The organism is Mesorhizobium sp. WSM4816 (genome assembly GCF_055811535.1).
The window spans coordinates 38,930-65,626 of the sequence record NZ_JBVVQR010000003.1; the positions used below are offsets into that span (position 1 = coordinate 38,930).

Sequence of the window (26,697 nt, forward strand, 5' to 3'; positions counted from 1 at the left end):
CTTCAGGTAAACAAGACATCGATCACTCGGCGGCCTGGAGTTCCGGCCGAGCCGGTGTCTTCGCCAGGCGATCGACCAGCCTCAGGCGCTCGCCGGCGGCCTTTTCGGCGCTGGCCCGCCTGACGTGACCATAGCCGCGAATGAGCGCCGGCACTGAGGCAAGCGCTGCCGCGGCCTCGACCTTGCCTGGCACCAGCGCGCCGGCGACAAGCTCCAGGTCGGCCTCGTATTGCGCAAGAAGCTGCCGTTCCATACGCCTTTCGGAGCTGTAGCCGAACACATCAAAGACCGTGCCGCGCAAGCCTTTCATCGCTGCCAGCAGGCGGAACCCCTTCATCATCCAGGGACCGAAGCTCGACTTCCTCGGCTTGCCGTCCTTGCCGCGCCTGGCCATGATCGGCGGCGCGAGATGGAATTCGAGTTTGTCGTAGCTCTGGAACTGCTTGCCCAGTTCAGCGGCAAAGGAGCCATCGGTGTAGAGCCTTGCCACCTCGTATTCGTCCTTGATCGCCATCAGCTTGAACAGGTTCCTCGCGGCGGCTTCGGTCACATCAGTCGAATCGGGCGCCACGCTGGCTTCGGCCTTGCGCAGCACGGCCACTCTGTCGGCATAGCGCTTGCCATAAGCGGCGTTCTGATAGGCGGTGAGGAAGGCGACGCGGCGGGCAATGACGTCATCGAGCGTCTCGGCGACAGCGGTGTTCTGTGCAGCCGTGCCCGGCTGGACGACGAGGGCGCGCACGAAATCCGGCTGGTGGGCGGCGCGGCGGCCCCAGCGGAAGGCTGAGACGTTCATCGCCACCGACTGGCCGTTGAGCTCGATCGCCTTTTCGACTGCCTCGGCAGACAGCGGCAAGCCGCCATGCTGAAAGGCGAAGCCGAGCATGAACATGTTGGCGCCGAGCGAGCTGCCGAACAGCGCGGTGGCGGTGCGGGTGGCGTCGAAAAAATGCGCCTTGTCGTCGCCGGCGGCAGTGCGGATCGCCTTTTTCAGCCGCTCAACGGGCAGCGAGAAATCGGCCGACCGGGTAAACTCGCCGGGCATGATCTCCGCGGTGTTGGCGAGGAAGATCGTGTGGCCTTCGCGCACCGCGGCGAGCACCTTTTGGGCGCCCGACACGACGAGGTCGCAGCCAAGCACAAGGTCTGCCTTGCCGGCCGAAACGCGGATGGCATGGATATCGTCCGGGCTGCGCGCGATACGGACATGGGTGAACACCGAGCCGCCCTTCTGGGCAAGGCCGGCCATGTCGATCATGCCGCAGCCCTTGTCTTCGAGATGAGCCGCCATGCCAAGCACCGCGCCGATGGTGACGACGCCGGTGCCGCCGACGCCGTCGATGATCGCCGCCCAGCCTTGGTCGCCGAGCGGGAATTCCGCGGGCGCGGGCACGCCGTCGAGCGGATCGGTGGTGCCGGCCATACCCTCGGCCTTCCTGATCTTGGCGCCATGCACGGTGACGAAGGACGGACAGAAGCCGTTGATGCAGGAGAAATCCTTGTTGCAGCTCGACTGATCGATCTTGCGCTTGCGGCCGAATTCGGTCTCGACCGGCTGGATCGACACACAATTCGACTGCACCCCACAATCGCCGCAGCCTTCGCAGACCAGTTCGTTGATGAAGACGCGCTTGTCGGGATCGGGGAAGGTGCCGCGCTTGCGGCGGCGGCGCTTTTCGGCGGCGCAGGTCTGGTCGTAGATCAGCACGGATGTGCCTCTGACCGCGCGCAATTCGCGCTGCACGAGGTCGAGGTCGTCGCGGTGATGGATGGTGGCGCCGGCGGGGAATTCGACCTTGCCGGTATATTTGGCCGGTTCGTCGGTGACGATGGCGATCCGCCCGACGCCCTCGGCCCGCACCTGCCTGGCAATCATGTCCACGGTCAGGCCACCCTCGTGCGGCTGGCCGCCGGTCATGGCGACGGCGTCATTGTAGAGGATCTTGTAGGTGATGTTGGCGTCGGTCGACAGCGCGAAGCGGATCGCCAGCGCGCCGGAGTGGTTGTAGGTGCCGTCGCCGAGATTCTGGAAGATGTGGTCGCGCTTCGAGAACGGCGCCTGGCCGACCCATTGCGCGCCCTCACCGCCCATGGCGGTGAAACCTACGGTGTCGCGATCCATCCACAGCGCCATGAAATGGCAGCCGATGCCAGCGGCGGCGAGCGAGCCGTCGGGCACCTTGGTCGAGGAATTGTGCGGACAGCCGGAGCAGAAGAAGGGCGTGCGCGAGGCAATGTCTGTTGTCTCGGCGAGCATCGCCTGGAACTGGCGAAGTTTCGCCACCCGCGCGGCGATCTCGTCCGACGGACCGATCGTCCGCAAGATTCTCTCGCCGAGCGCGATGGCGATGTCGTTGGGATCGAGCGCGCCCTTGGCCGGGAACAGCCCGTCGCCGCGCTCGTCTCTCTTGCCGACGATGACCGGGTGCATGGCGGTGCCGTAAAGGTTCTCGCGCAGTTGCACCTCGATCAGCGAGCGTTTCTCCTCGACGACGACGATGGTCTCGAGTCCGCGAGCGAAGTCGGCGATGTGCTGCAGGTCGAGCGGCCACGGGCAGCCAACCTTGAACAGCCTGATACCGATGCGGTTGGCGGCGGCTTCGTCGACGCCGATGTCTTCCAGCGCCTGGCGAACGTCGAGATAGCTCTTGCCGACGGTGACGATGCCAAGCTTCGGGCCACTGCCGCCGGAATAGACGATCCGATTCAGCCCGTTGGCGTGGATAAAGGCCGAAGCGGCGGCGCGTTTGTATTCATGCAGTCGCTCCTCCTGGCCGAGCATGTCGATCTCGTTGCGGATGTTGAGGCCGCCGGGCGGCATCTCGAAGTCCGGGACGACGATATCAAGCCGTTCGAGCGCGGCATCGACCGAAGCCGTCGATTCGATGTTGTCCTTGACGCATTTGATCGCCGCCCAGGTGCCGGCGAAGCGCGACATGGCAATGCCATAGAGCCCATAGTCGATGATCTCCTGGACCCCGGCCGGATTGAGGATCGGCACCATGGTGTCGACAAACAGGAACTCGGTCGCGTGCGCGTTGGTCGAGGATTCGGCCATGTGGTCGTCGCCCATCAGGGCGAGCACGCCGCCATGTCTTGACGAGCCGGCAAGATTGGCATGGCGGAAGACGTCGCCGGAGCGGTCGACGCCCGGTCCCTTGCCGTACCAGACCGAAAAGACGCCGTCATGCGTGCCCTCGCCCAGCAATTCGGCCTGCTGCGATCCCCAGCAGGCGGTGGCCGCGAGTTCCTCGTTGAGGCCGGGCTGGAAGACGATGTCCGACTGGGCGAGCTGCTTCTTGGCCTTCCAAAGCTGCATGTCGAGGCCGCCGAGCGGCGAGCCGCGATAGCCGGAGACGAAGCCAGCGGTGTTCAGGCCAACCCGGCGGTCGCGCTCGCGCTGCATCAAAAGCATTCGGATGACCGCCTGCGCGCCGGAAAGGAAGATGCGCTCCTTTCGCAGGTCGAACTTGTCGTCGAGCGCGACATCATGCAGCGTCATCAGGCATTTCCTCTGCGGAGGCCGCAGTTCGAGCGCAGCCAACGTCGGAGTTGGAGGCTGCAGTGTTTCTCCCCTTGCCGGGCAGGTCAAACAAAATCGAAGATGCCAGGCGAAGCGCAACAAACGATCCGGTCCACGCCCGATTCTGTAAGAAACGCGCACCAATTGGTCCCTCGGCGCCAAGAATATTCCGACCGCGACCGATACCGGCGATGTCGCGTCAGCCGGCCTTCGAACAGTCGGGCTTGGGCGCGCCCGGCAGCTTGCCGTCCGGATGGCCGGCAAGCTCTGGATTGGGCGTATAGAGCTGATCGATGACCAGCGGCCGGTCGGGCAGGACCGATTGGTCCTGCGTCGACATCAGCGTGGTGTCGATCTTCTGGAGGATTGCACCGTTGGCATCCTTGATGCTGATCGATATCGCATAGGGCTTGTCCTTGACGATGCAGGAAAGCGCCGGGCTCTCCAGCGACACCTTGCCGAGCTTCGGCCAGACTTTCTGTTCGACGATCAGCGGCTCGCCGCCTGCTGGATTCTGGAAGCTGGCGACCGCCGCCTGTCCTTCTCCCATCGGCTGCAGCGGTCTCAGCGTGACGACAAAGGTTGCCCTTGCGAGGCGATAATTGAAGACGACCAGCCTGCCGGAAATCTCGAACAATCTGCCTTCGCCGTCCTTGCCGGTATCGCGGCAGGCGCCGAGCGTTGCCGCGGCCACGAGCATGGCGCCGACAACGATCAGGCGCAAGATTTTCCTAGACATTGGCGGTCCCTCTGGCTGCCGTTCGGCGGCGATAGTGGCGACTTGCCTTCTGGCGGTTGCCGCACACCGCCATGTCGCACCAACGACGGCTGGAATTGCGGCTTCGGTCGAGAAACAACCAGCTGCAATTGGGGCAGATCCTCAGCCTTGCGACGGTGTCAGCCTGCAGCAGCGACAGTGCGGAAACCGCCAGTGCCGCCTCGAAGGCGATGGGCGTCGCCGGCTCGCCGAACGGCCGTCCCGGCGCACCGATCTCGGTGCGGCCGTCCGCGAGACCGTCGGCGCAGGCCTTCAGGAAGCCAGGCAGATCGCCTGTAGTGACCGCGCCCTTCGACACCGCACGACGAAACAGCCGGTCGGTCGTCTCGCGGATCGCCAGCACGACCGGCGCGATCCTGCCCGGGAACGGCGCTTCGAGCCGCCTGCCGCCAAGCTCGGCGGCGCGAAAGACGCTTGCCGCGTCGGCGAAACGGGCGATCTCCGCCGGATCCTTGAACCGGTCGAAGGTTTTCCGGGGATCGCCGCGCAGCACGACGGTGTTCGCCGTGTCGAGCGCAAGAAGGCCGCCAGTGAAGCGGTGCGGGGTCCAGGAAACCGTCATGGGCGCCATTTCTAACCGATAAGCTGCGTTTGACAAGTTAGATTGCCGATGCAAATCTGCTTCGCACGGACGCGGTTCTCCGCGATCCAAGGACATTGGCATGCTCTATTTCTTCCAGCAGGTGCTGAACGGGCTGCATTCCGGCGCGCTCTATGCCCTGCTCGCCTTCGGCTATGTGCTGACCAACGGCATCCTGCACCGGACGAACCTCGCCTATGGGGCGCTGTTCGCCTTTTGCGGACAGACGATGATTCTCACCGCGGCCTTCGGCTATCAGGCCCTGTGGCTGACCCTGTTCGCGGCCGTCGCGCTCGGTATTGTCGCGGCGTTCCTGTATGCGGGGCTGATCAGCCATGTCCTGTCGCGCAGCATCTTCGAGCCGCTGGCCGACCGCACGCCCAATGCGATCGTGGTGACGACGCTAGGCATATTGCTGCTGCTGTCGGAGGCAAGCCGCATCGCCGCTGACACGCATGATCTGTGGCTGCCGCCAATGCTGGCCCAGCCCATCGTTTTTGCGAACGGGGCCAACTTCAATGCCACCCTGACGCTTATCCAATTGCTCGACTGCGGGATCGTCGTGGCAACCATTGTGCTCGCCTCCTGGGCGTTCGCCCGCTCGAGTTTCGGCCGGCGCTGGCGCGCCGTGTCCGACGACGCCAAAGCCGCCGCCATGTGCGGCGTCAACGTGCGCGCGGTGTTTCGGCACGCGGTGCTCGCCGGCGGCCTTTGCGCGGCGCTGGCCGGTGTCCTCGCCGGCCTTTACTATGGGAACATCAGCTTCGGCTCCGGCCTGGTCTATGGGCTGAAAATCCTGTTCGTGACGGCGGTGGGCGGCTATCTCTCGCCGTCGCGGGCAGCACTTGGCGCTGCCGCTTTCGGCATGGCCGAATCGCTGTGGGCCGGCTACTTCCCGGTCGAGTGGCGCGACGCTTGGATGTATCTGTTCCTCGTCGCCATGCTGGTGCTGATCGGCGCCGGGCGAGACCAGAGCAAGATCGTCTGACTGCGCCAACCTGGGTAGCGCTGGTCGCAGACGCCACTTTGATTTTTGCGCATGATTCCTCCCGCGGCTGTTTCGCCCCTTCCCCATGCCACAAGATTGTTTTACTCGGTCTGCCCTGTGTTGACCCGCCGGTCCACGCACGGCATACCGTTGGGCCACATCGAAGCGGCGGAAAACAAGCGGGAATCGGCGCGTCGCTAACACTTTGAGTCACGCATCGTGCTTTCCGAAAATCGACACCGATTTTCGGGCCGAAGCGTAAAGGGAGGAATGTATGGCAGGGCTTCTCACTCTATCCAGAACGATTGACCGTGTGAACGAGTTCATCGGCAAATGGGTGTCGTGGCTGATCCTGCTGGCAATCCTGGTCAGTGCCGCCAATGCAGTCATCCGAAAGACGTTCGACATGTCGTCGAACGCGTGGCTGGAATTGCAGTGGTATTTGTTCGGCGCCGCCTTCATGCTGGCCGCTGCCTACACGCTTAAGCAGAACGACCATATCCGCATCGACATCGTCTACGGCATGTTCTCGCGCCGCGTGCAGCACTGGATCGACCTTTTCGGCCATCTCTTCTTCCTGATGCCGTTCGTGACGCTGATGGTGATCTATTTCGTCCCCTATGTGTCACTGTCGTTTCACAGCGGCGAAATGTCGAACAATTCCGGCGGGCTGATCATCTGGCCGGCGAAGGCGATTCTGCTGGCCGGCTTTTTCCTGCTTGCGCTGCAGGGCATCTCGGAGATCATCAAGAAGATCGCCATCATGCGCGGCGACATGGACGATCCCACACCGTTCATATCGGTGCATGAACAGGCCGAGCTCGAAGCGAAGGCGCTCGCCGAAGAGGTGCGCTCGTGATCGAGTTCATCGCCCAGAACATGGCGCCGATCATGTTCGCCTCGCTGGTCATCTTCCTGCTGATCGGCTACCCGGTCGCCTTCTCACTCGCCGCCAACGGCCTGCTGTTCTTCTTCATCGGTGTTGTGCTGTCACCCTATTCGGGCGGATCGATCAATCTCGCCTGGCCGCTGCTGCACGCGCTGCCGGATAATTTCTACGGCAGCCGGGTAATGTCGAACGACACGCTGCTGGCCATCCCGTTCTTCACTTTCATGGGCATCGTGCTCGAACGATCGGGCATGGCCGAGGACCTTCTCGACACGATCGGCCAATTGTTCGGACCGATCCGCGGTGGCCTCGCCTATGCCGTGATCTTCGTCGGCGCGCTGCTTGCCGCAACCACGGGCGTGGTGGCTGCCTCCGTCATCGCCATGGGCCTGATCTCGCTGCCGATCATGCTGCGCTACGGCTATGACCGCCGAGTGGCGTCCGGCGTCATTGCCGCGTCGGGCACGCTCGCCCAGATCATTCCGCCCTCGCTGGTGCTGATCGTTCTGGCCGACCAGCTCGGTCGCTCGGTCGGCGACATGTATGCGGGTGCGCTGATCCCGGGGATGGTTCTGACCGGCCTTTACACGACGTATATCGTGGTCATGTCGATCATTCGGCCGAACTCGATGCCGGCCCTGCCGCTGGAGGCCCGCACCCTCGGCCACGGTGTCCTGTCGCTGCTGGTCGCGGTGCTGGCGGCAGTCGTGGTTTCCTACGCGGCCTATCGCTATCTGGCGCCCTCGCAGGGCCAAAACGCCGACATCCTCGGCGCCACCATCGGCGTGATCCTCATCTATGTCGTGGCAATCGCCGACCAGCGCCTGAAGATCAACATGATGTCGCGGCTGGCGCAGCAGGTGATCATCGTGCTGATCCCGCCACTGGCGCTCATCTTCCTGGTGTTGGGCACCATCTTCCTCGGCATCGCCACGCCGACCGAAGGCGGCGCCATGGGCGCTGTCGGCGCGCTGATCATGGCAGCGATGAAGGGGCGGCTGTCGCTGGACGTGATCAAGCAGGCGCTGGCGTCGACGACGCGGCTATCCTCCTTCGTGCTGTTCATCCTGATCGGCGCGCGCGTGTTCTCGCTCACTTTCTACGGTGTCAACGGCCATATCTGGGTCGAACACCTCCTGACATCGCTGCCGGGCGGCGAGATCGGTTTCCTGATCGGCGTCAACATCCTCGTCTTCCTGCTCGCCTTCTTCCTCGATTTCTTCGAGCTCGCCTTCATCATCGTGCCGCTCTTGGCGCCGGCCGCCGACAAGCTCGGAATCGACCTGATCTGGTTCGGCGTGCTGCTCGGCGTCAACATGCAGACCAGCTTCATGCACCCGCCATTCGGCTTCGCGCTGTTCTACCTGCGTTCGGTCGCCGCCCGGGTGCCCTATCTCGATCGCCTCACCGGCAAAAAGATCGCGCCGGTAACCACCGGCCAGATCTATTGGGGGGCGGTGCCCTTCGTTTGCATCCAGGTGATCATGATCGGCTTGACCATCGCCTTCCCGCAAATGGTGATGCACTACAAGGGCACGGCAGCGGACCCGGGCACGATCGACTACCAGGTGCCGGAAACGCCGAGCCTGTCGCCGCTCGGCGTCCCGCCTGCGGATGGCGGCACGGCGCCGACTGCGCCTGCACCGGATCTGTCGCAGCCGCCGAATTTCGGTGAAACGCCGGCTGCCAAGCCGGCTGCGCCAGCGCCCGATCTGTCGCAACCACCGAGTTTCAATTGACGCCGGAGGCTCTACAGACATGAAAGCGGTGCGGCTGGAGGGCGTCGGCAGCATCGCCCTTCGGGAGGTCGACAAGCCGGTGGCCGGGCCGGACGATCTCCTGGTGCGGATCGAGGCATGCGGCGTCTGCGGCACTGACCGGCATCTTTTCCATGGCGAATTTCCCTGTGCGCCGCCGGTGACGCTCGGACATGAATTCTCCGGGATCGTCGAGGCGATTGGAACCGCCGTGTCCGGCTTTTCGGTCGGCGATCGCGTCACCGGCGACCCCAACATCGCCTGCGGGCGCTGTCCGCACTGCCACGCCGGTCGCGTAAATCTTTGCCAAAATCTGGTTGCCATCGGCATCCGCCGCGACGGCGGCTTCGCCGAATATGTCGTGCTGCCTCACAAGCAGGCCTTCTTCCTCCCGGAAGACCTGAAGCCGACGCATGGCGCGTTTTGCGAGCCGCTTGGCTGCTGCCTGCATGGCGTGGACCTGGCGCAGGTCAGACCCGGCTCCTCGGTCGCCGTGCTGGGCGGCGGCGTGATCGGCCTGCTCACCGTGCAACTGGCGAGGCTTGCCGGCGCGACGACAATCATCCTGTCGACGCGTCAGGCCTCGCGGCGTGCCCTTGCCAAAGAATTGGGCGCGACGGCAACGGTCGATCCAATCGCTTGCGATATCATCGACACGGTCGTCGGTCCGTCGGGCCTCATGCCGGGCGGCGTCGATGTGGTGTTCGAATGTGCTGGCGTAAGAGAGACGGTCGAGCAATCGATGCGGCTCGCCAGGGCCGGTGGCACGGTTGTCGTTGTCGGCGTGATGCCTCAAGGCATGAAAGCAGAATTCGAACCTTTCGACCTGTTGTTCCGGGAATTGAGGATATTGGGCTCTTTCCTCAATCCGTTTACGCATCGCCGAGCTGCCGATCTCATCGCCTCGGGTGCGATCGAGATCGACAAGCTTATCTCCCGGCAGGTGACGCTTGAGGAGGCGGCTGCGGTGATCGCCAATCCGCCTGCGCCAGGCGAGGTCAAGGTGCTGGTGCTGCCGCGCTGATCAGCAAATAGAAGCGCTTCGGCGCCACGCGTCCGAAGAACGCGTGGCGCCGAACTGTCGTCAGAGTTTGGCGGAGCGCTGCTGGACCATCATGAAGGTATCGTAATTGTACTCGGCCACCTGCGCCCAGAGATAGTGCTCCTTGCGGAACGCCTTGATCGAGTCCCATATCTTCTTGAACGGCGCGTTTGAGGCTTCCATCTCGGCATAGACCTCGTTTGCCTTTTCGAAGCAGGCTGCCAGGATTTCCGGGCTGAACGGACGCAATTTGGCGCCCGCTGACACCAGCCGCCTGACGGCCGCCGGATTCAGAAAGTCGTATTTCTGCAGCATGTTGGCGTCGGCGGCCTGCGCGGCGGTGCGCACCAGCGCCTTGTAGGCCGGCGAAAGCTCCTCGTATTTCGCCTTGTTGAACATCAGATGGACGGTCGGCCCGCCTTCCCACCAGCCAGGATAATAATAATTGGGAGCGACCTTGTAGAAGCCGAGCTTCTCATCGTCATAAGGGCCGACCCATTCGGCGGCGTCGATTGTGCCTTTTTCCAGCGCTGGATAGATGTCGCCGCCGGCGATCTGCTGCGGCACGACGCCGAGCCTTTGCACCACTTTGCCGGCAAAGCCACCGATGCGCATCTTGAGGCCCGAAAGGTCGGCGACGGTGTTGATTTCCTTGCGGAACCAGCCGCCCATCTGCACGCCGGTGTTGCCGCCCGGCAAGCCAAAAAGGCCCTGCGTGGCGAGAAACTCGTTGAACAGGTCGATGCCGCCGCCGTGGTAGTGCCAGGCATTGATGCCGCGCGCGTTGAGCGAGAACGGAACCGCGGCACCCAAAGCCCAGGTCGGGTCCTTGCCCCAATAATAATATGCCACCGTATGGCAGGCCTCGACGGTGCCGGCGGTGGTGGCATCCGCGACCTGCAGGCCGGGCACCAGTTCACCGGCAGCGAAGACCTGCACCTGGAAGTTGCCGTCGGTCGCCTCTGAGAGCATCTTGGAAAAGACCTCGGCGCCGCCATAGATCGTATCGAGGGACTTCGGGAAGGACGACGCCAGGCGCCATGTCACTTTCGGGTTGTTTTGGGCGATAGCCGGCGCGGCAAGCGCCGCCGTAGCCGCCGCAACGCCGACACCGGTCACACCGGCCTTGCGGATGAATGATCGACGATCCATGAAGTCCTCCCTATTGGATCAACAGACCGACGTTCGGGAGATGCTCTGTGCCCCGGATCGGCTTCGCGGCAGACAATACACGGGCAAGAAGTCGAGTCCAGCCATGGGAGCCGGTTTTGCCGGCGGCGTTTTCGCGAAATACGCGGGCGCGAACACGCCTCCTGCAACTTAAGTCTAACGCCCCTTCCGTGGCCCATGCGAGATGCCGAACTTGTCATGGCAAAGCGCCGTCGGATCGCCTATTTTAAAGGCAGAACAATCCTTGCACTGAATGGACCCGGATTAAAAATGCAGCAGCCGCTAGTCGCCATATCGACCGACGTCCGCCAGTTCGACAACTACACCTGGCATGCCGCTCCGCAGCAATATCTGGAGGCGGCGCTTTCGGCGGCCGGCGTGTTCCCGGTGCTGGTGCCGTCCTTCGGCGACCGGCTCGATTTCGATGAACTCCTGTCATTGGTCGACGGCGTCATGATCACCGGCTCGAAGTCCAATGTTCATCCCTCGCACTACGGCGGCGATGCCAGCGAGGCCAACGGCCCCTACGATCCGGCCCGCGACGCCACGACGCTGCCGCTGATCCGCAAGGCAGTGGAGCGCGGCGTGCCGCTGCTCGCCATCTGCCGCGGCATCCAGGAGATGAATGTGGCGCTGGGCGGCACGCTTGCCACAGAAATCCAGGAGCGCGAGGGATCGCTGGACCATCGGGCACCGGCGAGCGACAATCAGGACGAACGCTTCGCCATCCGCCAGACCATTTCGATCAAGTCCGGAAGCTGCCTCGCCGGCGTGTTCGGGGGAGGCGACATCATGGTCAATTCGGTGCACCGCCAGGCCATCGACCGGCTCGGCCCGAAGCTGCAGATAGAGGCGGTCGCCAGCGACGGCACGGTCGAGGCGGTTTCGGTGCGCGACGCCCGCGCTTTCGCCGTCGGCGTCCAGTGGCATCCCGAATACTGGGTCAAGTCGGACAGCGTCTCAGCAAGGATATTCCGCGCCTTCGGCGACGCGGTGCGCCTGCACGCCGCGGCGAAATCCGGCGCGTGGGCCGCCGCGGAATAGTTCGTCGGACGTCAACGTCAATCGCTGCTGGCCGCCAGCGACAGCAGCGGCAGGGCTGGTGCGTAGGATTCATAACCGTCGCCATCGGCGACGCCGAAAGTGACGATCGGGTCGATGCCGTTCGCGCTGAAGGTGACCGTGCCGTCATCCTGCTCGCGCCAGAATTTCGCGCGCTCGATGCCGGGCAAGACCCGGTGGCAATTCGCAGTGACTGTCAACAGCGACAGGCCATGCGCAACCTCAGTGCCGCGCTTGACCGCGCAGGACGCTTCGTCGCCATTGGCCACCAGCCGGTAGTCGCCGGGCGACTGCGCTGACTCATCGGCTGTGCGGCCTTCGCCTCCGCCGCTGTGAAACAGCTGAACGCTGCCGAACAGCGCGACCACCGCTATCAATGCAGCAAGTGCTTTCATCTGCGTTCTCCGGGTGTTTGGCGATAGATAAAGATGATTTCAAAGCGTTAAACCGTGGTTAACAAATAGGAAAGCGTGCCGCTCAGCTGCGCGCCTTGAGCTTTTCCGTTTCCGGCACCGGCGTCAACGCCCTCCCTTTCGAAAACCAGGAAATCAGATTGTCGACGCACAGATCGGCCATGGCGCGGCGGGTATGTTCCGAAGCCGAGCCGACATGCGGCAAAAGTGAAGTGTTGGGGGCGGCGAGCAGCGCCGGCGGCACGTTCGGCTCGTCGGCGAAGACATCGAGCCCGGCAGCGGCGATGGTGTCGCCGGCAAGCGCCGCGGCAAGTGCTGCCTCGTCGACCGTGCTGCCGCGACCGATGTTGACGAAGACGCCATTCGGGCCGAGCGCCGACAGGATCTCGGCGTTGACCGCTTTTTCCGTCGAGGCGCCGCCGGGCGCCACCGAGATCAGCGTATCGACCGCCTCGGCAAGGCCCTTCAGCGTGCCGTGGTATTCGTAGGGCAAACCTTCGACCTGGCGCCGGTTGTGATAGGCGATCGGCAACCCAAAGGCCTCCAGCCGGCGCGCAATGGCGAGACCGATGCGGCCCATGCCGAAAATACCGACACGACGGCCGCGCAAGGTCAGCCGACTTAGCGGATAGTTGCCATTGCGTGCCCAACTGCCGTCGCGCAGCCAGGTCTCGGCGCGCGGCAGCTCACGGACGGTGTTGATCAAAAGCCCGATCGCCGTATCGGCGACCTCCTCGGTCAGCACATCCGGCGTGTTGGTGACCATGACGCCGCGCTGCGCTGCGTGACGGGCATCGACCGAATCATAGCCGACGCCGAAATTGGCGATGATCTCGAGATTCGGCAGCGCGTCGATGAGGGCTGCGTTGATCCCGCCAAAGGCGGCAATGCCGCGCACCGTCCGGCGCATCTCGTCGGTGACCAGCGACGCATCAGGCCGTTCGATCCAGGCACGGCTGAACGTCCGGTCGATGCGGCCGACCGCGTGGTCGTTGAATTGGCCCGGCACCAGAATGGCGACTGCTTGCTGCTGTTCGGCTTTTGTCATGCACGTTCCACTGGTTTGCCGGTCGACTGGCGCACATGCAGTTCCGGCTTGATGAGTTCCTGCGACGGTCGCACCATCTGCCCATTGAGCTTGTCGAGCAGCGCGCTGGCGGCGCGGCGGCCGACTTCACGCTGGCCATTCCACACGGTGGTCAGCGCCGGCGTCGCGATCGCCGCTTCCTCGAGATCGTCGTAGCCGGTCACGGATATGTCAATGCCCGGCACCAGTCCGGCGCGTGCAATGCCGTTCATCAGGCCGATGGCGACGAGGTCGTTCCAGCAGCAGGCCGCGGTCGGCTTGTCCTTCAGCGCCAGGAACTGCCCGGCGGCCTCGAAGCCAGCCTGTTTGGTGCGCGGGCCGGGGATGCGCCAGGACGGCCTGACCTCCAGCCCTGCCGCCTCCATGGCGTTGAGATAGCCCTGGTAGCGGTCGCGGCCGGTCGAGGTCTGGTCGGTGCCGCCGATCATGGCGATGCGTTTATGGCCGAGCGAGATCAGATGGTTGGTGGCTAGCCCGGTGCCATAGGCGTCGTCGCCACGAAACACCGGCACGTCAGCGCCTTCGACCGTGCGTGCGATCAGCACCGCCGGCAGGCCGTTTTCCTCGGCCATGAAGATGTCTTCGGGCGGCGTGCCGATGGCCGGCGACATGATGACGCCGTCGGCGCCAAGCTGCAGAAGCGTGTCTATGAAGGTGCGCTGCTTTTCGAGCTGGTCGTAATGGTTCGACAGGATGAAGGTCTGCCGGCTGCGGTCGAGCTCGCTTTCGATCGAGCGTAGGATCTCGGCGAAAAAGGGATTCATGATGTCGTGGACGACGACGCCGACGATGCCCGAACGCGAGGTGCGCAGGCTGGCGGCGCGGCGATTGTAGATATAGCCGATGGCGCGGGCATGTTCCTTGATGCGGTCGCGGGTGATTCCAGCAACCAGCGGGCTGTCGCGCAGGGCCAGCGAGACCGTGGCCGTGGACACACCGAGCGCATCCGCGATCGTCGAAAGCTTGATCTTCTGTGCCAGCGCCTTGCGCTCCCCCGACGATCCAGAGCTGATCCATGATCTCCAGCGAAAACCGGATGCCCGTTTTCGGGATCATGGTCTAAACAGTTTAAATGCGGCCTTATGCCACCCTTCCGAAACAAATCAAAGTTTTTTTGCCAGCGCATCCACCTCGACGTCGAGGGCAGCGCGGTTGCGCACGCGAAGCCGGTGCTCGCGATGAACGATATAAAAGCCGCTGGCGACGATGACGAGCACCGAAGACACCGAGCGTCAACAGGATGAACCAGTGTCGATATGCATCAGGGATGCATGCGGGCACCCTTGGTGATCTTGTCGACAAGCTTCCTTTCGGCGCGCAGCGCGATTCCGACGACCTTGGCATCGTCGGGTGCGAACTCGGCAAAGACGGCGCGGTTCGCCGCGTCGTGGCCGGTCGAAAACATTTCGTCGACGTAGAGCGAGGTCGTCACACCGCGCTCCAGCGCCCGCCGGTGGATCGCACTGAGCGTCGAGCGATCGGCCGAAAGCACGATGATCGGCTGGATCGAGAGCGGATTGTAGATATTGCCGGCGCGGTCGCGATAGGGTTCGCCGACGATGTCGCTATACTGCGCGACGATGCCGCTGGTCAGGAACGCGGTTACGTTGAGCTTTTGCCAGACGGGAAGGTCGTCCTGCAGCACGATTGCAAATTTCGTGTCGAACATGAGACAATTGCCATTCGAGGTTTGCGATGTCACACGGTCTAGATGGCGAGGCCTTTCAGGGTCTTGGACGTTTGTGCGTTGACGCGGCTGAGAACTGCGTCATCTCGGCGCCCGATTGCGTCGGAATGGAGCGTATCGAGGCCCGGTTCCACGGCAGCGCCTTCGATCTCCATCGTCACGATACCTACGCCATCGGCGTGACGCTGCATGGCGTCCAGACTTTCCGGTATCGCGGCGCGACGCATCACAGCCTGCCCGGCCAGATTATCGTGCTCCATCCCGACGAATTGCACGATGGTGGCGCCGGCACTGAAGACGGTTTGCGTTACAGGATACTTTATCTGGAGCCGTCCATCGTGCTGGACTGCCTCGATCAGACAGGCGCATCGCTGCCTTTCGTCAGGAATGCCGTGGTGACGGATCCTGTTTTCCGCACGCGGCTGCTTTCGGCGCTGGGGCCGTTGGACCAGAAGCTGGACGATCTGTTTGTCGCCGACTTCGTTGCGCAATTGATGCAAAGCCTGGCACGGCATTCAGGCCTGCCGGCGAAACCGATCCCAAGGACAGCGTGGCGGGCTGTCAGCCTGGCACGCGACTATCTGGAAGAAAATGTTTTCCGTACCGTCCGTTCCGAGGAGCTGGAGGCGATCACCGGGCTCGATCGCTACGCCCTGTCGCGGCATTTCCCTGCCGCTTTCTCCACCAGTCCGCACCGCTTTCTCTTGATGCGCCGGCTTCAACGAGCACGCCGCATGATCGAGGCGAGCGAGTCATTGGCGCAGATCGCAATAGCGGCCGGTTTCAACGACCAAAGTCATTTCAGCAGGCACTTCAAGAAGGCGTTCGGTGTCACGCCGGGCCGCTGGTCGGCATTGGTGCATGGATCGTCAGCAGCCGCTGCCTGATGGCGTCAGCCGCGGATCATTCGTCGGCGTCGATCTCGTCATCGACGAGAACCATCTCTCCGTTCGAGAGGTTCGCCTCAACGCGGGCGAGCAGCTTGAACAGCGCCTTCTGGTCCTTTTTATCGAGCCCCTTCAGCGCCTGCTTCTCGGTCTTCTTCACCGATTTCTCGATGGCATGAATGATTTCGCGGCCAGTGTCGGTCAGAAAGATATGGGCCTGGCGGGCATCGGCGGAAGAAGCGCGTTTTTCCAGAAAGCCCTGCGCCTGCAGCCGGTTGATGGTCTTGGTGATGGTCGGCGGGCGAACACCGAGGCGACCAGCAAGATTGCCGGGCGTCTGCCCGTCCTCACGGTCGAGCGCCAGCATGATCTGGTCCTGGCCGGCATAGAAGCCGTGCGCCAAAAGCCGCGCGGCGAGTGCCGTACGCGCCAGCCGCGCCGCCGAATGCAGCCGGCTCATTGTCGCAGTCTTGTCCGCCTTGGCCATGGCTATCCCTCTTCGGCCGAACCGGTGTGGACAGCATAGAGGCAGCCGCCCGGTTGGCAATGACGATCAAAAAAGATCCGGCTTTGCAAAACAGCTTTGCCGGCAAGCAATGCGGTGTCCGCCGAGGCTAATGCCAGATGTTTATTTCAGTTAGATGACAAACGACTTTTCAGCTGAGGTGGACGGGTTCGGCAGGAGCGCCGCACACCCGGTGCGGGACTCAATCAGCCCTCACCGCGACGATCATCAGGGCCTGGTAGGCGTCCGCCACCTCACGCAGCGCCACCTGCGAAAGCGGCCCGGCGCGCCGCGCGATACCGTCCCTGGCGTTCGACGTATCCCGCTTGCCGGACCGGTCGGTGTAGGGCGCGACAGTAGTGAATATCTGTTCGCTCAGGCCGTCGGGGAAAAACAGCTGGCCGGTCATCACCGAATTGTCGTTGGGGAAGACTTTGAAATGGATGTGGGTGGTGCGGCCGCGATACCAGCCGGGATAGATGGTGGCGAACGAGACGATGCCGCTGTCATCGGTCTTTTGCCAACCGCGCAGAAAACTCTGGCCTGACGTATCGACATCCTGGCCGTCGCCTTGTCCCGGATAGCCTGAATAATGGCCTTGCGCGTCGCAATGCCAGATATCGACCCGCGCGCCGGCAAGCGGCCGGCAGCCTGCGTCGATGACCTGCAGCCGCAGGTTGAGGGCAATGCCCGCTTTGCCTTCGGTGATATCGGCGCGTTCGAGCTTCGGGTCGAAATAGAACGGGCCCTCGGTCGCTTCCGGTGTGATCGCGCAGACGCCGGCGCCGCTATCGAACAGGGCAAGCCCGGCATAGGGCGAGGCCTGCTGCGCCAGCGCGATGCCCGGCAGACACCGCCGCCCGCGCTAACGGCAATGAGGCCAAGCGCCTGGCGCCGGCTCAACGGCAAGGAGGACGGTTTGTCGGACATCCGGCGCCTCTTTTTGGTTTCTGTCGAGGAAGCTGGCTTGGTCTTATCTAGTCAGTGAGACCAGCCAACGCCAATGAAAACCCAGCAATGTTGGGAAAACCCCGCAATGTTGGCGACCTGTTTGGCCCATCGGTTGCCACGTGCAAAAGCATGGCGTGCATCCTATATGGAGCCAACAATCCTTTTCGAGGCCCAACATGAGCGATGCACAGACGATACAAATCCCCGTAACCGTTCTCACCGGCTATCTTGGCGCCGGCAAGACGACGCTGCTAAACCGCATCCTTTCGGAAAGCCACGGCAAGCGCTACGCCGTCATCGTCAATGAGTTCGGTGAGATCGGCATCGACAACGAGTTGATCGTGGAATCCGACGAGGAAATCTACGAGATGAACAATGGTTGCGTCTGCTGCACGGTGCGCGGCGACCTGATCCGCGTCGTCGAGGGCTTGATGCGCCGGCCAGGCCGCTTCGACGCCATCGTGATCGAGACGACCGGCCTCGCCGATCCGGTGCCGGTGGCGCAGACCTTCTTCATGGACGACGACGTGCGCTCCAAGACCAGGCTCGACGCGGTGGTGGCGCTGGTCGACGCCAAGCACCTGCCGTTGCGGCTGAAGGATTCCCGCGAAGCCGAGGACCAGATCGCCTTTGCCGATGTCGTCGTGCTCAACAAGACCGATCTCGTCACGCCGGAGGAACTGAGCAAGGTCGAGGCGACGATCCGCGCGATCAACCCGGCGGCCCGGATCCATCGCACCACGCGCGCCGGCCTGGCGCTGTCCGAGGTGCTCGACCGCGGCGCCTTCGACCTTTCCCGGGCGCTGGAGAACGATCCGCATTTCCTCGAGGCGCGTGACGACCACGACCATCATGACCATGATCATCACGATCATGACGGGCATCATCACCATGATCACGCGCACCCGTCCGATATCCATGACGTGACGGTGCAGTCGGTGTCTCTGCGGGGCGGCGAGATGGACCCGAAAAAATTCTTCCCCTGGATCGAGAAGATCACCCAGATGGAAGGCCCTAACATCCTGCGTCTGAAAGGGATCATCGCGCTTAAAGGCGATGACGAGCGCTACGTCATTCAGGGCGTGCACATGATCATCGAGGGCGACCACCAGCGCGCCTGGAAGGACGGCGAGAAGCACGAGAGCCGGCTGGTCTTCATCGGCCGCGAACTCGACGCCGAGCGGCTGAAGAAGAGTTTTGATGCCTGCCAGGCCGCTTGATTTTCAGGCTCTATAACGCTAGCGCTGCACCTTCTTTCCTTCTCCCCTTGTGGGAGAAGGTGGCCGAGCGAAGCTCGGTCGGATGAGGGGTGTTCCAGCTTGGCAACGACGGCACTCCGTCCAGCACCCCTCAACCGTCTTGGCGCTGCGCGCCAATCCACCTTCTCCCACAAGGGGAGAAGGAGAGCTGCCACTTACCCGCGCTGGCGGCTCTCGCGCGGAGGTAGACGACCAGCCGAAATCTCGAATGGAATCTCCCATGCCCACCGTCGCCCCGCTTGATCTCCAGGGACATTGCATCGCCGCCGTTTTCCTTGGCGACGTGCCGCATTTCGCACTGGCCGACGGTACAATCCATCGGCTGGACCATGGCCACAAGACGGCGCAGGCCAATGACGGGCTTCTCGCCGCCTTCCACGATGCGGCCAACGACCGGCTGATCACCGGCGGCGAGGACGGCAAGATTTTTTCCGTTACCGCCGGCGGCAATGCGGCAGAATTGGCAAGCGCGGGGAAGAAATGGATCACCAGCGTTGCCGCCGGACCACAGGGCGCCATCGCCTATGCCTCGGGCAAGATCGCCTTCGTGCGTTTCTCCGACGGCAAGACCAAGGAATTCCTGCATCCGCGTTCGGTTGAGGGGCTGGCGTTCTCGCCCAAGGGGATGCGCTTCGGCGTCGCCCGCTACAATGGCGCGACGCTGCATTTCCCGGCGGCGAACGGCAAGCCGGTCGAGCTGGAATGGGCCGGCGCCCATACCGGCATCACCTTCTCGCCGGATGGCGCCTTCCTCGTCACCACCATGCAGGAGAACGCTCTGCATGGCTGGAAGCTCGCCGATGGCAAGCACATGCGGATGAGCGGCTATCCCGGCAAAGTCAAAAGCCTGTCATGGGCGCCCAAGGGAAAATGGCTAGCCAGTTCCGGAGCCCCGGCGGCGATCGTCTGGCCGTTTTCGGGCAAGGACGGGCCGATGGGCAAGGCGCCGCTGGAACTCGGCACGCGCGGCAACGCCATGGTGACCTCGGTCGCCTGCCATCCGAGCCAGGAAGTCGTCGCCGTCGGCTATGACGACGGCATGGTGATGGCGGTGCGTTTCGCGGACGCCAAGGAGGTGCTTCTGCGCCGACCGGGCAAGGGCGCCATTACCTCGATGATGTGGGACAAGGAGGAACGCCGCGTCGCCTTCGGCAGCGCCGCCGGCGACTGCGGCGTCATCGATGTTTCGGCATAGGGGAGTAGGGGAGTAAGGGAGTAAGGGAGTAAGGGAGTAAGGGAGTAAGGGAGTAAGGGAGTAGGGCAGTAGGGCAGCAAAGCAGTTAGGCTATTCCCCTATTCCCCTATTCCACTACTCCCTATTCGAGGGCTCTTCATGCATCCAATCGACGATTCAAAGACGGCGATCGGTGGCATCAGCACTGCTCGCATCGCGGATCTGCGCGAGACCGAGGCCGAAGCCTTCCGCAAGGCAAGGCCGAAATCGGCAGCCAAGGTCGGCAACGGCCTGTCGGGTTTCTTCGGCGGCGTGCCGATGCACTGGATGAACGACTGGCCGACGCCGTTCCCGATAATGGTCGACAGCGCCAGAGGCGCCACTATCACTGACATCGACGGCAATCGGCTCGATGATTTCTGCCTCGGCGACACCGGCTCGATGTTCGGCCACTCGCCGCCGCCGGTCGCCCACGCCATCCGTAGGCAGGCCGGACGCGGCCTGACCTACATGCTGCCTTCGGAAGATGCACTCGCCATCGGCCCGCTGCTGCAACAGCACTTCGGCCTGCCGTTCTGGCAGATTGCGACAACGGCGACCGATGCCAACCGCTTCGCGCTGCGCGTCGCCCGCGCCATCACCGGCCGGGGCAAGATCCTGGTCTTCAACGGCTGCTATCACGGCTCGGTCGACGAGACGATGGTGCGCCTGGTCGACGGCAGACCGGCCAACCGGCCAGGACTGGCCGGCGAATTCCGCGACCTGACCCGGGCGACCGATGTCGTCGAGTTCAACGATGTGCCGGCGCTTGAGACAGCACTCCGGGACCAGCAAATCGCCTGTGTCGTCACCGAGCCGGTGCTGACCAATTCCTGCATGGTGCTGCCCGATCCCGGCTTCCACAACGCGCTGCGGCGTCTCACCCGCGCCGCTGGCACCCTGCTTCTGATCGACGAGACGCACACGATCTCGACCGGCCCCGGCGGCTACACCAGGAAACACTTCCTGGAGCCGGACCTGTTCGTACTCGGCAAGCCAATCGCCGGCGGCGTGCCAGCCAGCATCTGGGGCATGAGCGATGGCGTCGCCGCCCGCTATGCCGACTATGTCAGGACCAAGGAACCAGGCTATTCCGGCATGGGCACGACGCTCTCGGCCAATCCGCTGCAGTTCGCAGCGATGCGCGCCACGCTCGAAGAGGTGATGACCGACGAGAACTATAGCCATATGGACCATCTGGCGCGGCGGCTCGACGCCGGGCTGACCGCCGTCATCGACCGTTACCGCCTGCCTTGGCATGTTGCCCGAGTCGGCGCCCGCGTCGAGTTCATCTGCGCACCCGGCCCGCTGAGGAATGGCGGCGAGGCGGAAGCAGCGCACGCACCGGCGCTCGAAGCGGCTGTCCATGTCGCGCTGGTCAATCGCGGCGTGCTGATCGCGCCGTTCCACAACATGATGCTGATCTCGCCGGCGACCAGCGCTGCCCAAGTGAACCGCCTGATCACCGCCTTCGGCGCGGTTGCGGCAAGGCTCGCGGCATGAGACAAGCTTGCACATGAGAGAAGCGCACAAGCAAACTTTGAATGCCATCATCGCCTCCCCTTCGGGCTCGACGCCCGCCGAGGCGCAAACCTTTCTCGACGCCCATCCCGAGATCGAAGCGTTCGACATCGTGCTGACCGATGCCAATGGCGTCGGGCGTGGCAAGATCGTGCGCCGGCACGAGTTGATGAGCATCTTCGAGGGCGGCAGGCATATGCCGATCTCGATCCTCGGCCTCGACATCACCGGCGAGGACGTGCACGAGACCGGACTGATCTGGACGACGGGCGACGGCGACCTGCGGGCATGGCCGATCCCCGGCACGCTGGTGCCGCTGTTCGGCACACAGCCGCCGCGCGGCCAGGTGCTGATGGCGATGTACCATCTCGATGGCCAGCCGATGTCCTCCGACCCGCGCCTGGCGTTGGGCCGTCAGGTGGAGATACTGGCGGCCAAGGGCCTGCATCCGGCCGGCGCCTTCGAGCTCGAATTCTTCCTGCTTGCCAACGAGCGCGACGCCGACGGCAAGGTGCAGCCGGCGCACGCGGTGCTCGACGGCCGCCGCTCGGCCAAGACAGAGGTCTATTCCGTCGACCATCTGCACGGCATGGAGCCGCTGTTTTCCGATATCTATGCCGCGGCCAGGGTGCAAGGAATCCCGGCCGAGACGGTCATTTCCGAATATGCGCCCGGCCAGTACGAACTGACGCTTAACTATCGCAAGGACGTGATGCGGGCCGCCGACGACCTCGTCATGCTGAAGCGGCTGGTGCGGGCGCAGGCGCGCCGCCACGGCGTCACTGCCTGCTTCATGGCCAAGCCGATCGAGAAATACGCCGGCTCCGGCATGCATTTCCATGTCTCGCTGCAGGACAAGGCCGGCAACAACGTCTTTGCCGAAGCCAGCGGCGAGACTTGGTCCTTGCCGCTGCTGCGCGGACTGGGCGGCCTCATCCAGACCATGGCCGAATCGATGCTGGTGTTTGCACCGCACGCCAATTCATGGCGGCGTTTCGTTTCGCAATCCTATGCGCCGGTGGCGCCGACCTGGGGCGTCAACAACCGCTCGGTGGCATTGCGCGTGCCGGCTGGCGACGCGAAACACCGGCGCATCGAGCACCGGCCGTCGGGCGTCGACGCCAACCCCTATCTGGTGGCGGCAACCGTGCTGGCCGGCATCGTCAAGGGTCTCGATGAGGGCCTCGATCCAGGCCCCGAAACCACCGGCAATGGCTACGAATCAGCAATCACGCGCACCACCATGCCGGTGGACTGGCGCGCCGCGATCGAGGCGGCAAGGGCCTCGACATTCCTCAAAGCGGCGCTGGGGGAAGACCTGCACCGAACATTCGTGGCGATCAAGCAATCCGAATATCTGCGGGTGGCGCGCACGGTCAGCGAACTGGATTATCATCTCTATCTGCACGAGGTGTGAGGCATCGCATCGCCGGTCATTCGCCCAGCGAAAGCCGGGTCCCGGCTATTTGAAGGAACCTTTCTGGGGCTTCGCTCATTCCGCATCTGATCGCAGCAGCGGGCAAGGCCGCATCAGCCATGATTGCCAGGATGCAGACAAATTCTCCACACCAGGCCAAGGTGCAGGCAAGACGCTGGCCCAAGCCTGAATTGCCTGAGACGGCAGAAGACGATGGCGCAAGCACCATTCCCGAACTCAGCGAAGTGGCGAAGGCCTGTCGCCGCTGCCCGCTGTGGCGCAACGCAACGCAGACCGTGTTCGGCGAAGGGCCTGACAAGGCCAAGGTGGTTTTCGTCGGTGAACAGCCAGGCGACCAAGAGGATCTGGCCGGCAAACCTTTCGTCGGTCCGGCGGGAAAAGTCTTCGACGCCATCCTGGACGATGCCGGCGTCGACCGGCTGAAAGTCTATGTCACCAATGCGGTCAAGCATTTCAAGTTCGAGCCGCGCGGCAAGCGGCGCATCCACTCGAAGCCGAATACCGGCGAGGTGCAGGCCTGCCGCTGGTGGCTCGACAGGGAGCTCGATCTGATCAAGCCCAATCTGGCGGTGGCGCTCGGCGCAACGGCGGCGCAGTCACTGCTCGGCAAGGTCGTGCCGATCATGAAGATGCGCGGCGCGGTCGTGGATCGGGACGATGGCTTGCCTGTGTTCGTCACCATCCACCCGTCCTTCATCCTGCGTATTCGCGAGCCGGCTGACAAGCAGGCCGAACGCGAGCGGTTCCTGCAGGACATGAAGGCAGTGAAAAAGCTGATGGCCGCCTGACCCCTATCTGATCAGGATTGCCCTCAAATCATTGACGTTCGTCCCGGTCGGGCCGGGCACGAAGAGATCGCCGACGGCGTTGAATGCCGTCCAGGCGTTGTTGCCGGCAAGCATCGCCTTGGCATCGACGCCTGCCGCCCGCATCCGCGACACCGTCGAGCCGTCGGCAAAGGCGCCGGCATTGTCCTGCGAACCGTCGATGCCATCGGTGTCAGCGGCCAGTGCATGGGCGCCCTCCATGCCGCTGATGCCGATGGCGAAGGCAAGCAGAAACTCGGTGTTACGGCCGCCCTTGCCCTTCGCCCGAACGGTCACCGTCGTCTCGCCGCCTGATAGGATCAGCACGGGTTTCGGAAAAGGCCGGTTGCGCGTCGTCACTTCGCGGGCGATTGCCGCATGGACACCCCCAACTTCGCGCGCTTCGCCCTCGATGGAATCGGAGAGGATGGCCGCCTCGATGCCATGGCGCCTGGCTTCGGCCGCAGCCGCTTCCAGCGAGACGCCGGCCGAGGCGATCAGATGCACTTCGTTGCGCGAAAAACGCGGATCATCGACGCGCGGCGCATCGGCGGCCGGCGAATTGATATGCGCCATCACGGCAGCCGGCAGTCTCATGCCATAGCCGGCGATCGATGCCAGTGCCTCTTGGCGGCTGCCGGAATCGGGAACGGTCGGGCCGGAAGCGACCAGCGCCGGATTGTCGCCGGGAATGTCGGAGACGACCAGCGTCACCAGCTTTGCCGGATAGGCAGCTGCCGCCAGCCTGCCGCCCTTGATGGTGGAAACATGCTTGCGGATGGTGTTCATGGCGGCGATCGGAGCGCCGGAGGCGAGCAGCGCCTCGTTGACGGCGATCTCGTCAGCCAGCGTCAGACCTTCGGCGGGCGCCGGCAGCAGCGCCGAGCCGCCGCCTGAGATGAGCGCCACGACCAGATCGTCCGCGGTCAGCCCCTGCACCTTTTCGAGCAGCCGGCGCGACGCTTCGAGTCCGGCGGCATCCGGCACCGGATGCGCCGCCTCGATGATCTCGATGCGCTGGCAGGTCGCGCCATAGCCGTAGCGGGTGACGACCAGCCCTTCGATCGGCCCGTCCCACACTTTTTCGAACGCCGCCGCCATCTGCGCCGAGCCTTTTCCTGCACCAATGACGATGGTGCGCCCCTTCGGCATTGCCGGCAGATGATCCCTGATCGTCCTCTGCGGATCGGCGGCGGCAACGGCGGCATTGAAGATGGCGGCGAGGAAGGATTTGGGATCGAGCGCGGTCATTTTGCTTCCGGCGGCAGTGCCAGCTCGCGCCCGTCGACGCCGAGGTGGCTGCACAGCGCATCGACGACGACGCCGTGATCCTCACGCTCCGGCAGGCCCGAGACCGCGATCACACCGATGACGCCGGCACCTTTGACCGTTATGGGAAAGCCACCACCGGCCAGCACATAGTCCGATATGTCGAGCCCCTCGCCCGGCTTGAAGCTGCGGTCGGGACGCTGCTGCTCCAGCACCATGCGGTAGGTGCTTTTCAGGAACCGCTGCACCACGTTGATCTTGCGCCGCGCCCAATCCGGATTGGAGGCGTTCGAGCCCGGCATTGCCGCGTAAAACAGCGGCCGGTCGAAGGTCCTGATGTCGACGATGATCGGCAGGCCCTGGGCCAGTGCCCGGTCGCGGATCGTCGAGCCGATCTTGAAGGCGACAGCTTCATCGAAGACCGAGAAGACAAGCTCGACTTCCTGTTTCTGGATCAGAGCGATATCGTCTGCAACGGCCATGTCATTCCCCTATCAACGTCGCGGCACGCTTTTGACCGATGGCTGCCGCTGGGTCAAGCGGGACGTGTGGGATAGCTAAACCGCCATATCCGTCTTGGCCGCCCGCCCGGCGACATAGACCTCGCGCACGGCGCGGTCGTCGCCCAGCGTTTGCAGCAGAAACAGCTCCTCCGCCAGCGTGTCCGCCGTCTCCATCCGCAGCCGCATCGCCGGCGTGGCGCGCGCGTCGAGGACGACGATGTCGGCATCGCTACCTTGGTCGAGCGTGCCGATCCTTTCCACGATCGACAGCGCCTCGGCATTGCCGCGGGTGAGCTGCCAGAACGACTGGAACGGATTGAGCTTCTCGCCGTTCAGCGCGATCACCTTGTAGCCCGCATCCATGGTGCGCAGCATCGAGTAGTTGGTGCCGCCGCCGACATCGGTGGCGGCCGCGATCCGAAGAGCTTTGCCACGCGTGCGGTAGCGCTGATAATCGAACAGGCCCGAACCGAGGAACAGGTTCGAGGTCGGGCAGAACACGGCGACCGAGTCCGTGTCCGAAAGCGCATCCGCCTCGCGTTCCGAAAGATGGATGCAGTGGCCGAACAGGCTTTTGCGCCCGAGCAGCCCGTATTGCTCGTAGACATCGGTATAGTCGCGTGCCTGCGGGTAGAGTTGCAGCGTAAAGGCGATCTCGGCGTGGTTTTCCGACAGATGCGTCTGCATGTGCAGATCAGGATACTCGCGGCAGAGCGCGCCCGCCATCTCCAATTGCTCGGGTGAGGAGGTGATGGCGAAGCGCGGTGTGATGGCATAGTGCTGGCGCCCCTTGCCGTGCCACTCCTTAATCAGCGCCTTGCTGTCGTCATAGGCCGATTGCGGCGTGTCGAGCACGCCCTCCGGCGCGTTGCGATCCATCATCACCTTGCCGGCGATGTTGAGCATGTTGCGGTCATGCGACTCGGCGAAGAACGCTTCGGCCGATTCCCTGTGGACCGAGCAATAGGCGGCGACTGTCGTCGTGCCGTGGCGCAGCATCTCGTCGAGGAACAGCCTGGCGATGCGGCGGCCGTGCTGGGCGTTCTGGAATTTGGTTTCCTCGGGAAAGGTGTAAGTGTTCAGCCAGTCGAGCAGCTCGGCGCCGTAGGAGGCGATAACTTGCATCTGCGGAAAATGCGCATGCGCGTCGATGAAACCAGGCAGCAGCAAATGCGGGCGGTGGTCGATCTTTTTTACGCCTTCATCAGCCTTTTTCTCGACGTCGGCATAGGCGCCTGCGGCAACGATCCTGCCGTCGCGGAGCAGCAGGCCGCCGTCATCCTCGTAGCGCCAGGCGGAATGGTCGTCGACGGTTTCAGGCCAGCGCAGGAAGGACAGCGTGCGGCCGCGCAGGAGTGCACTGGTCATG

The 26,697-nt window shown here is 63.7% G+C and carries 25 protein-coding genes and 2 pseudogenes; 12 read left to right on the forward strand and 15 right to left on the reverse strand.

What is annotated here, in order from left to right; all coding sequences use genetic code 11:
* Positions 1-22: 22 nt before the first annotated feature.
* From AC0L3H_RS04435 to AC0L3H_RS04445, 3 genes are all read right to left on the reverse strand, one after another.
* Positions 23-3,502, reverse strand: coding sequence for an indolepyruvate ferredoxin oxidoreductase family protein (locus AC0L3H_RS04435; RefSeq protein ID WP_473584640.1), 3,480 nt, complete (start codon positions 3,500-3,502; stop codon positions 23-25).
* A 220-nt stretch (positions 3,503-3,722) separates the two neighbouring features.
* Positions 3,723-4,262 (reverse strand): hypothetical protein, encoded by a 540-nt coding sequence (locus tag AC0L3H_RS04440; protein WP_287192321.1) that lies wholly within the window; start codon positions 4,260-4,262, stop codon positions 3,723-3,725.
* Complete coding sequence (locus AC0L3H_RS04445; protein ID WP_473495385.1) at positions 4,255-4,863, reverse strand: CGNR zinc finger domain-containing protein; 609 nt, start codon at positions 4,861-4,863, stop codon at positions 4,255-4,257. The genes AC0L3H_RS04440 and AC0L3H_RS04445 overlap by 8 nt, the downstream gene beginning before the upstream one ends.
* 100 nt (positions 4,864-4,963) lie before the next feature.
* Between AC0L3H_RS04445 and AC0L3H_RS04450 the strand changes: the two genes are divergently transcribed.
* The 4 genes from AC0L3H_RS04450 to AC0L3H_RS04465 all read left to right on the forward strand — a co-directional run bounded on the left by AC0L3H_RS04450 (position 4,964) and on the right by AC0L3H_RS04465 (position 9,539).
* Entirely contained in the window at positions 4,964-5,869 is a 906-nt protein-coding gene (locus AC0L3H_RS04450) for a branched-chain amino acid ABC transporter permease (protein ID WP_473584641.1), read from the forward strand.
* Positions 5,870-6,143: 274 nt separating this feature from the next.
* Positions 6,144-6,728 (forward strand): TRAP transporter small permease subunit, encoded by a 585-nt coding sequence (locus tag AC0L3H_RS04455; protein WP_287239047.1) that lies wholly within the window; start codon positions 6,144-6,146, stop codon positions 6,726-6,728.
* On the forward strand, positions 6,728-8,497 hold the full coding sequence (locus AC0L3H_RS04460; protein ID WP_473584851.1) for a TRAP transporter large permease: 1,770 nt from the start codon (positions 6,728-6,730) through the stop codon (positions 8,495-8,497). The genes AC0L3H_RS04455 and AC0L3H_RS04460 overlap by 1 nt, the downstream gene beginning before the upstream one ends.
* Positions 8,498-8,516: 19 nt before the next feature.
* Positions 8,517-9,539, forward strand: a complete 1,023-nt coding sequence (locus AC0L3H_RS04465; RefSeq protein WP_473584642.1) for a zinc-dependent alcohol dehydrogenase family protein — start codon at positions 8,517-8,519, stop codon at positions 9,537-9,539.
* A gap of 60 nt (positions 9,540-9,599) precedes the next feature.
* Here the strand turns inward: AC0L3H_RS04465 and AC0L3H_RS04470 are convergent, their stop codons facing one another.
* Complete coding sequence (locus AC0L3H_RS04470) at positions 9,600-10,709, reverse strand: TRAP transporter substrate-binding protein (protein WP_473584643.1); 1,110 nt, start codon at positions 10,707-10,709, stop codon at positions 9,600-9,602.
* Between the two features lie 288 nt (positions 10,710-10,997).
* Between AC0L3H_RS04470 and AC0L3H_RS04475 the strand changes: the two genes are divergently transcribed.
* Positions 10,998-11,771, forward strand: a complete 774-nt coding sequence (locus AC0L3H_RS04475; RefSeq protein WP_473584644.1) for a gamma-glutamyl-gamma-aminobutyrate hydrolase family protein — start codon at positions 10,998-11,000, stop codon at positions 11,769-11,771.
* Positions 11,772-11,788: 17 nt separating this feature from the next.
* Here the strand turns inward: AC0L3H_RS04475 and AC0L3H_RS04480 are convergent, their stop codons facing one another.
* From AC0L3H_RS04480 to AC0L3H_RS04500, 5 genes and pseudogenes are all read right to left on the reverse strand, one after another.
* A complete protein-coding gene (locus tag AC0L3H_RS04480; RefSeq protein WP_027151474.1) occupies positions 11,789-12,184 on the reverse strand; it encodes a hypothetical protein in 396 nt (131 codons plus the stop codon).
* 82 nt (positions 12,185-12,266) lie between these two features.
* Positions 12,267-13,250, reverse strand: coding sequence for a 2-hydroxyacid dehydrogenase (locus tag AC0L3H_RS04485; RefSeq protein WP_128168384.1), 984 nt, complete (start codon positions 13,248-13,250; stop codon positions 12,267-12,269).
* On the reverse strand, positions 13,247-14,269 hold the full coding sequence (locus AC0L3H_RS04490) for a LacI family DNA-binding transcriptional regulator (RefSeq protein ID WP_077375012.1): 1,023 nt from the start codon (positions 14,267-14,269) through the stop codon (positions 13,247-13,249). Before AC0L3H_RS04490 ends, AC0L3H_RS04485 begins: the two co-directional genes overlap by 4 nt.
* Positions 14,270-14,392: 123 nt before the next feature.
* A pseudogene (locus AC0L3H_RS04495) lies at positions 14,393-14,500 on the reverse strand (EamA/RhaT family transporter); the annotation flags it as partial.
* 50 nt (positions 14,501-14,550) lie between these two features.
* Positions 14,551-14,958, reverse strand: coding sequence for a DUF2000 family protein (locus AC0L3H_RS04500; protein ID WP_473584645.1), 408 nt, complete (start codon positions 14,956-14,958; stop codon positions 14,551-14,553).
* Positions 14,959-14,984: 26 nt separating this feature from the next.
* Here AC0L3H_RS04500 and AC0L3H_RS04505 point away from each other — a divergent pair, with 26 nt between their 5' ends.
* Positions 14,985-15,863, forward strand: coding sequence for an AraC family transcriptional regulator (locus AC0L3H_RS04505; RefSeq protein WP_473584646.1), 879 nt, complete (start codon positions 14,985-14,987; stop codon positions 15,861-15,863).
* Positions 15,864-15,879: 16 nt separating this feature from the next.
* Here the strand turns inward: AC0L3H_RS04505 and AC0L3H_RS04510 are convergent, their stop codons facing one another.
* From AC0L3H_RS04510 to AC0L3H_RS04520, 3 genes and pseudogenes are all read right to left on the reverse strand, one after another.
* The gene (locus AC0L3H_RS04510; protein WP_023796815.1) at positions 15,880-16,350 is read right to left on the reverse strand and encodes a MarR family winged helix-turn-helix transcriptional regulator; all 471 of its coding nucleotides are present in this window, start codon (positions 16,348-16,350) and stop codon (positions 15,880-15,882) included.
* 220 nt (positions 16,351-16,570) lie between these two features.
* Positions 16,571-16,777, reverse strand: a complete 207-nt coding sequence (locus AC0L3H_RS04515; RefSeq protein WP_473584647.1) for a hypothetical protein — start codon at positions 16,775-16,777, stop codon at positions 16,571-16,573.
* Between the two features lie 33 nt (positions 16,778-16,810).
* Positions 16,811-17,077, reverse strand: a pseudogene (locus tag AC0L3H_RS04520) (dioxygenase family protein); the annotation flags it as partial.
* Between AC0L3H_RS04520 and AC0L3H_RS04525 the strand changes: the two are divergent.
* From AC0L3H_RS04525 to AC0L3H_RS04550, 6 genes are all read left to right on the forward strand, one after another.
* Positions 16,961-17,356: a hypothetical protein gene (locus AC0L3H_RS04525; RefSeq protein ID WP_473584648.1), complete on the forward strand. Its 396-nt coding sequence runs from the start codon at positions 16,961-16,963 to the stop codon at positions 17,354-17,356. The pseudogene AC0L3H_RS04520 and the gene AC0L3H_RS04525 sit on opposite strands and share 117 nt — an antisense overlap.
* 139 nt (positions 17,357-17,495) lie before the next feature.
* Entirely contained in the window at positions 17,496-18,539 is a 1,044-nt protein-coding gene (locus tag AC0L3H_RS04530; protein ID WP_473584649.1) for a CobW family GTP-binding protein, read from the forward strand.
* 259 nt (positions 18,540-18,798) lie between these two features.
* A complete protein-coding gene (locus AC0L3H_RS04535) occupies positions 18,799-19,773 on the forward strand; it encodes a WD40 repeat domain-containing protein (protein WP_473584650.1) in 975 nt (324 codons plus the stop codon).
* Between the two features lie 138 nt (positions 19,774-19,911).
* A complete protein-coding gene (locus AC0L3H_RS04540; protein WP_473584651.1) occupies positions 19,912-21,294 on the forward strand; it encodes an aspartate aminotransferase family protein in 1,383 nt (460 codons plus the stop codon).
* 13 nt (positions 21,295-21,307) lie between these two features.
* Complete coding sequence (locus AC0L3H_RS04545; RefSeq protein ID WP_473584652.1) at positions 21,308-22,729, forward strand: glutamine synthetase family protein; 1,422 nt, start codon at positions 21,308-21,310, stop codon at positions 22,727-22,729.
* Between the two features lie 86 nt (positions 22,730-22,815).
* Positions 22,816-23,538 carry a UdgX family uracil-DNA binding protein gene (locus AC0L3H_RS04550; protein WP_473584852.1) on the forward strand — a complete coding sequence of 241 codons (723 nt, stop codon included), beginning with the start codon at positions 22,816-22,818 and terminating at the stop codon, positions 23,536-23,538.
* Between the two features lie 3 nt (positions 23,539-23,541).
* Here AC0L3H_RS04550 and AC0L3H_RS04555 read toward each other — a convergent pair whose 3' ends face one another.
* The 3 genes from AC0L3H_RS04555 to guaD all read right to left on the reverse strand — a co-directional run bounded on the left by AC0L3H_RS04555 (position 23,542) and on the right by guaD (position 26,696).
* The gene (locus tag AC0L3H_RS04555; RefSeq protein ID WP_473584653.1) at positions 23,542-24,807 is read right to left on the reverse strand and encodes a glycerate kinase type-2 family protein; all 1,266 of its coding nucleotides are present in this window, start codon (positions 24,805-24,807) and stop codon (positions 23,542-23,544) included.
* A complete protein-coding gene (locus AC0L3H_RS04560; protein ID WP_473584654.1) occupies positions 24,804-25,307 on the reverse strand; it encodes a heme-degrading domain-containing protein in 504 nt (167 codons plus the stop codon). The genes AC0L3H_RS04555 and AC0L3H_RS04560 overlap by 4 nt, the downstream gene beginning before the upstream one ends.
* Before the next feature lie 75 nt (positions 25,308-25,382).
* Positions 25,383-26,696 carry a guanine deaminase gene (gene guaD, locus AC0L3H_RS04565; protein ID WP_473584655.1) on the reverse strand — a complete coding sequence of 438 codons (1,314 nt, stop codon included), beginning with the start codon at positions 26,694-26,696 and terminating at the stop codon, positions 25,383-25,385.
* Between the last annotated feature and the right edge of the window lies 1 nt (position 26,697).

Coding starts and splice junctions, on each gene's coding strand:
- AC0L3H_RS04505 (WP_473584646.1), top strand. CDS start 14,985: ATGTCACACGGTCTAGATGGCGAGGCCTTTCAGGGTCTTGGACGTTTG.
- AC0L3H_RS04560 (WP_473584654.1), bottom strand. CDS start 25,307: ATGGCCGTTGCAGACGATATCGCTCTGATCCAGAAACAGGAAGTCGAG.
- AC0L3H_RS04435 (WP_473584640.1), bottom strand. CDS start 3,502: ATGACGCTGCATGATGTCGCGCTCGACGACAAGTTCGACCTGCGAAAG.
- AC0L3H_RS04450 (WP_473584641.1), top strand. CDS start 4,964: ATGCTCTATTTCTTCCAGCAGGTGCTGAACGGGCTGCATTCCGGCGCG.
- AC0L3H_RS04475 (WP_473584644.1), top strand. CDS start 10,998: ATGCAGCAGCCGCTAGTCGCCATATCGACCGACGTCCGCCAGTTCGAC.
- AC0L3H_RS04485 (WP_128168384.1), bottom strand. CDS start 13,250: ATGACAAAAGCCGAACAGCAGCAAGCAGTCGCCATTCTGGTGCCGGGC.
- AC0L3H_RS04540 (WP_473584651.1), top strand. CDS start 19,912: ATGCATCCAATCGACGATTCAAAGACGGCGATCGGTGGCATCAGCACT.
- AC0L3H_RS04510 (WP_023796815.1), bottom strand. CDS start 16,350: ATGGCCAAGGCGGACAAGACTGCGACAATGAGCCGGCTGCATTCGGCG.
- guaD (WP_473584655.1), bottom strand. CDS start 26,696: ATGACCAGTGCACTCCTGCGCGGCCGCACGCTGTCCTTCCTGCGCTGG.
- AC0L3H_RS04440 (WP_287192321.1), bottom strand. CDS start 4,262: ATGTCTAGGAAAATCTTGCGCCTGATCGTTGTCGGCGCCATGCTCGTG.
- AC0L3H_RS04500 (WP_473584645.1), bottom strand. CDS start 14,958: ATGTTCGACACGAAATTTGCAATCGTGCTGCAGGACGACCTTCCCGTC.
- AC0L3H_RS04455 (WP_287239047.1), top strand. CDS start 6,144: ATGGCAGGGCTTCTCACTCTATCCAGAACGATTGACCGTGTGAACGAG.
- AC0L3H_RS04555 (WP_473584653.1), bottom strand. CDS start 24,807: ATGACCGCGCTCGATCCCAAATCCTTCCTCGCCGCCATCTTCAATGCC.
- AC0L3H_RS04480 (WP_027151474.1), bottom strand. CDS start 12,184: ATGAAAGCACTTGCTGCATTGATAGCGGTGGTCGCGCTGTTCGGCAGC.
- AC0L3H_RS04535 (WP_473584650.1), top strand. CDS start 18,799: ATGCCCACCGTCGCCCCGCTTGATCTCCAGGGACATTGCATCGCCGCC.
- AC0L3H_RS04545 (WP_473584652.1), top strand. CDS start 21,308: ATGAGAGAAGCGCACAAGCAAACTTTGAATGCCATCATCGCCTCCCCT.
- AC0L3H_RS04515 (WP_473584647.1), bottom strand. CDS start 16,777: ATGACCGGCCAGCTGTTTTTCCCCGACGGCCTGAGCGAACAGATATTC.
- AC0L3H_RS04445 (WP_473495385.1), bottom strand. CDS start 4,863: ATGACGGTTTCCTGGACCCCGCACCGCTTCACTGGCGGCCTTCTTGCG.
- AC0L3H_RS04530 (WP_473584649.1), top strand. CDS start 17,496: ATGAGCGATGCACAGACGATACAAATCCCCGTAACCGTTCTCACCGGC.
- AC0L3H_RS04465 (WP_473584642.1), top strand. CDS start 8,517: ATGAAAGCGGTGCGGCTGGAGGGCGTCGGCAGCATCGCCCTTCGGGAG.
- AC0L3H_RS04525 (WP_473584648.1), top strand. CDS start 16,961: ATGGCCTTGCGCGTCGCAATGCCAGATATCGACCCGCGCGCCGGCAAG.
- AC0L3H_RS04470 (WP_473584643.1), bottom strand. CDS start 10,709: ATGGATCGTCGATCATTCATCCGCAAGGCCGGTGTGACCGGTGTCGGC.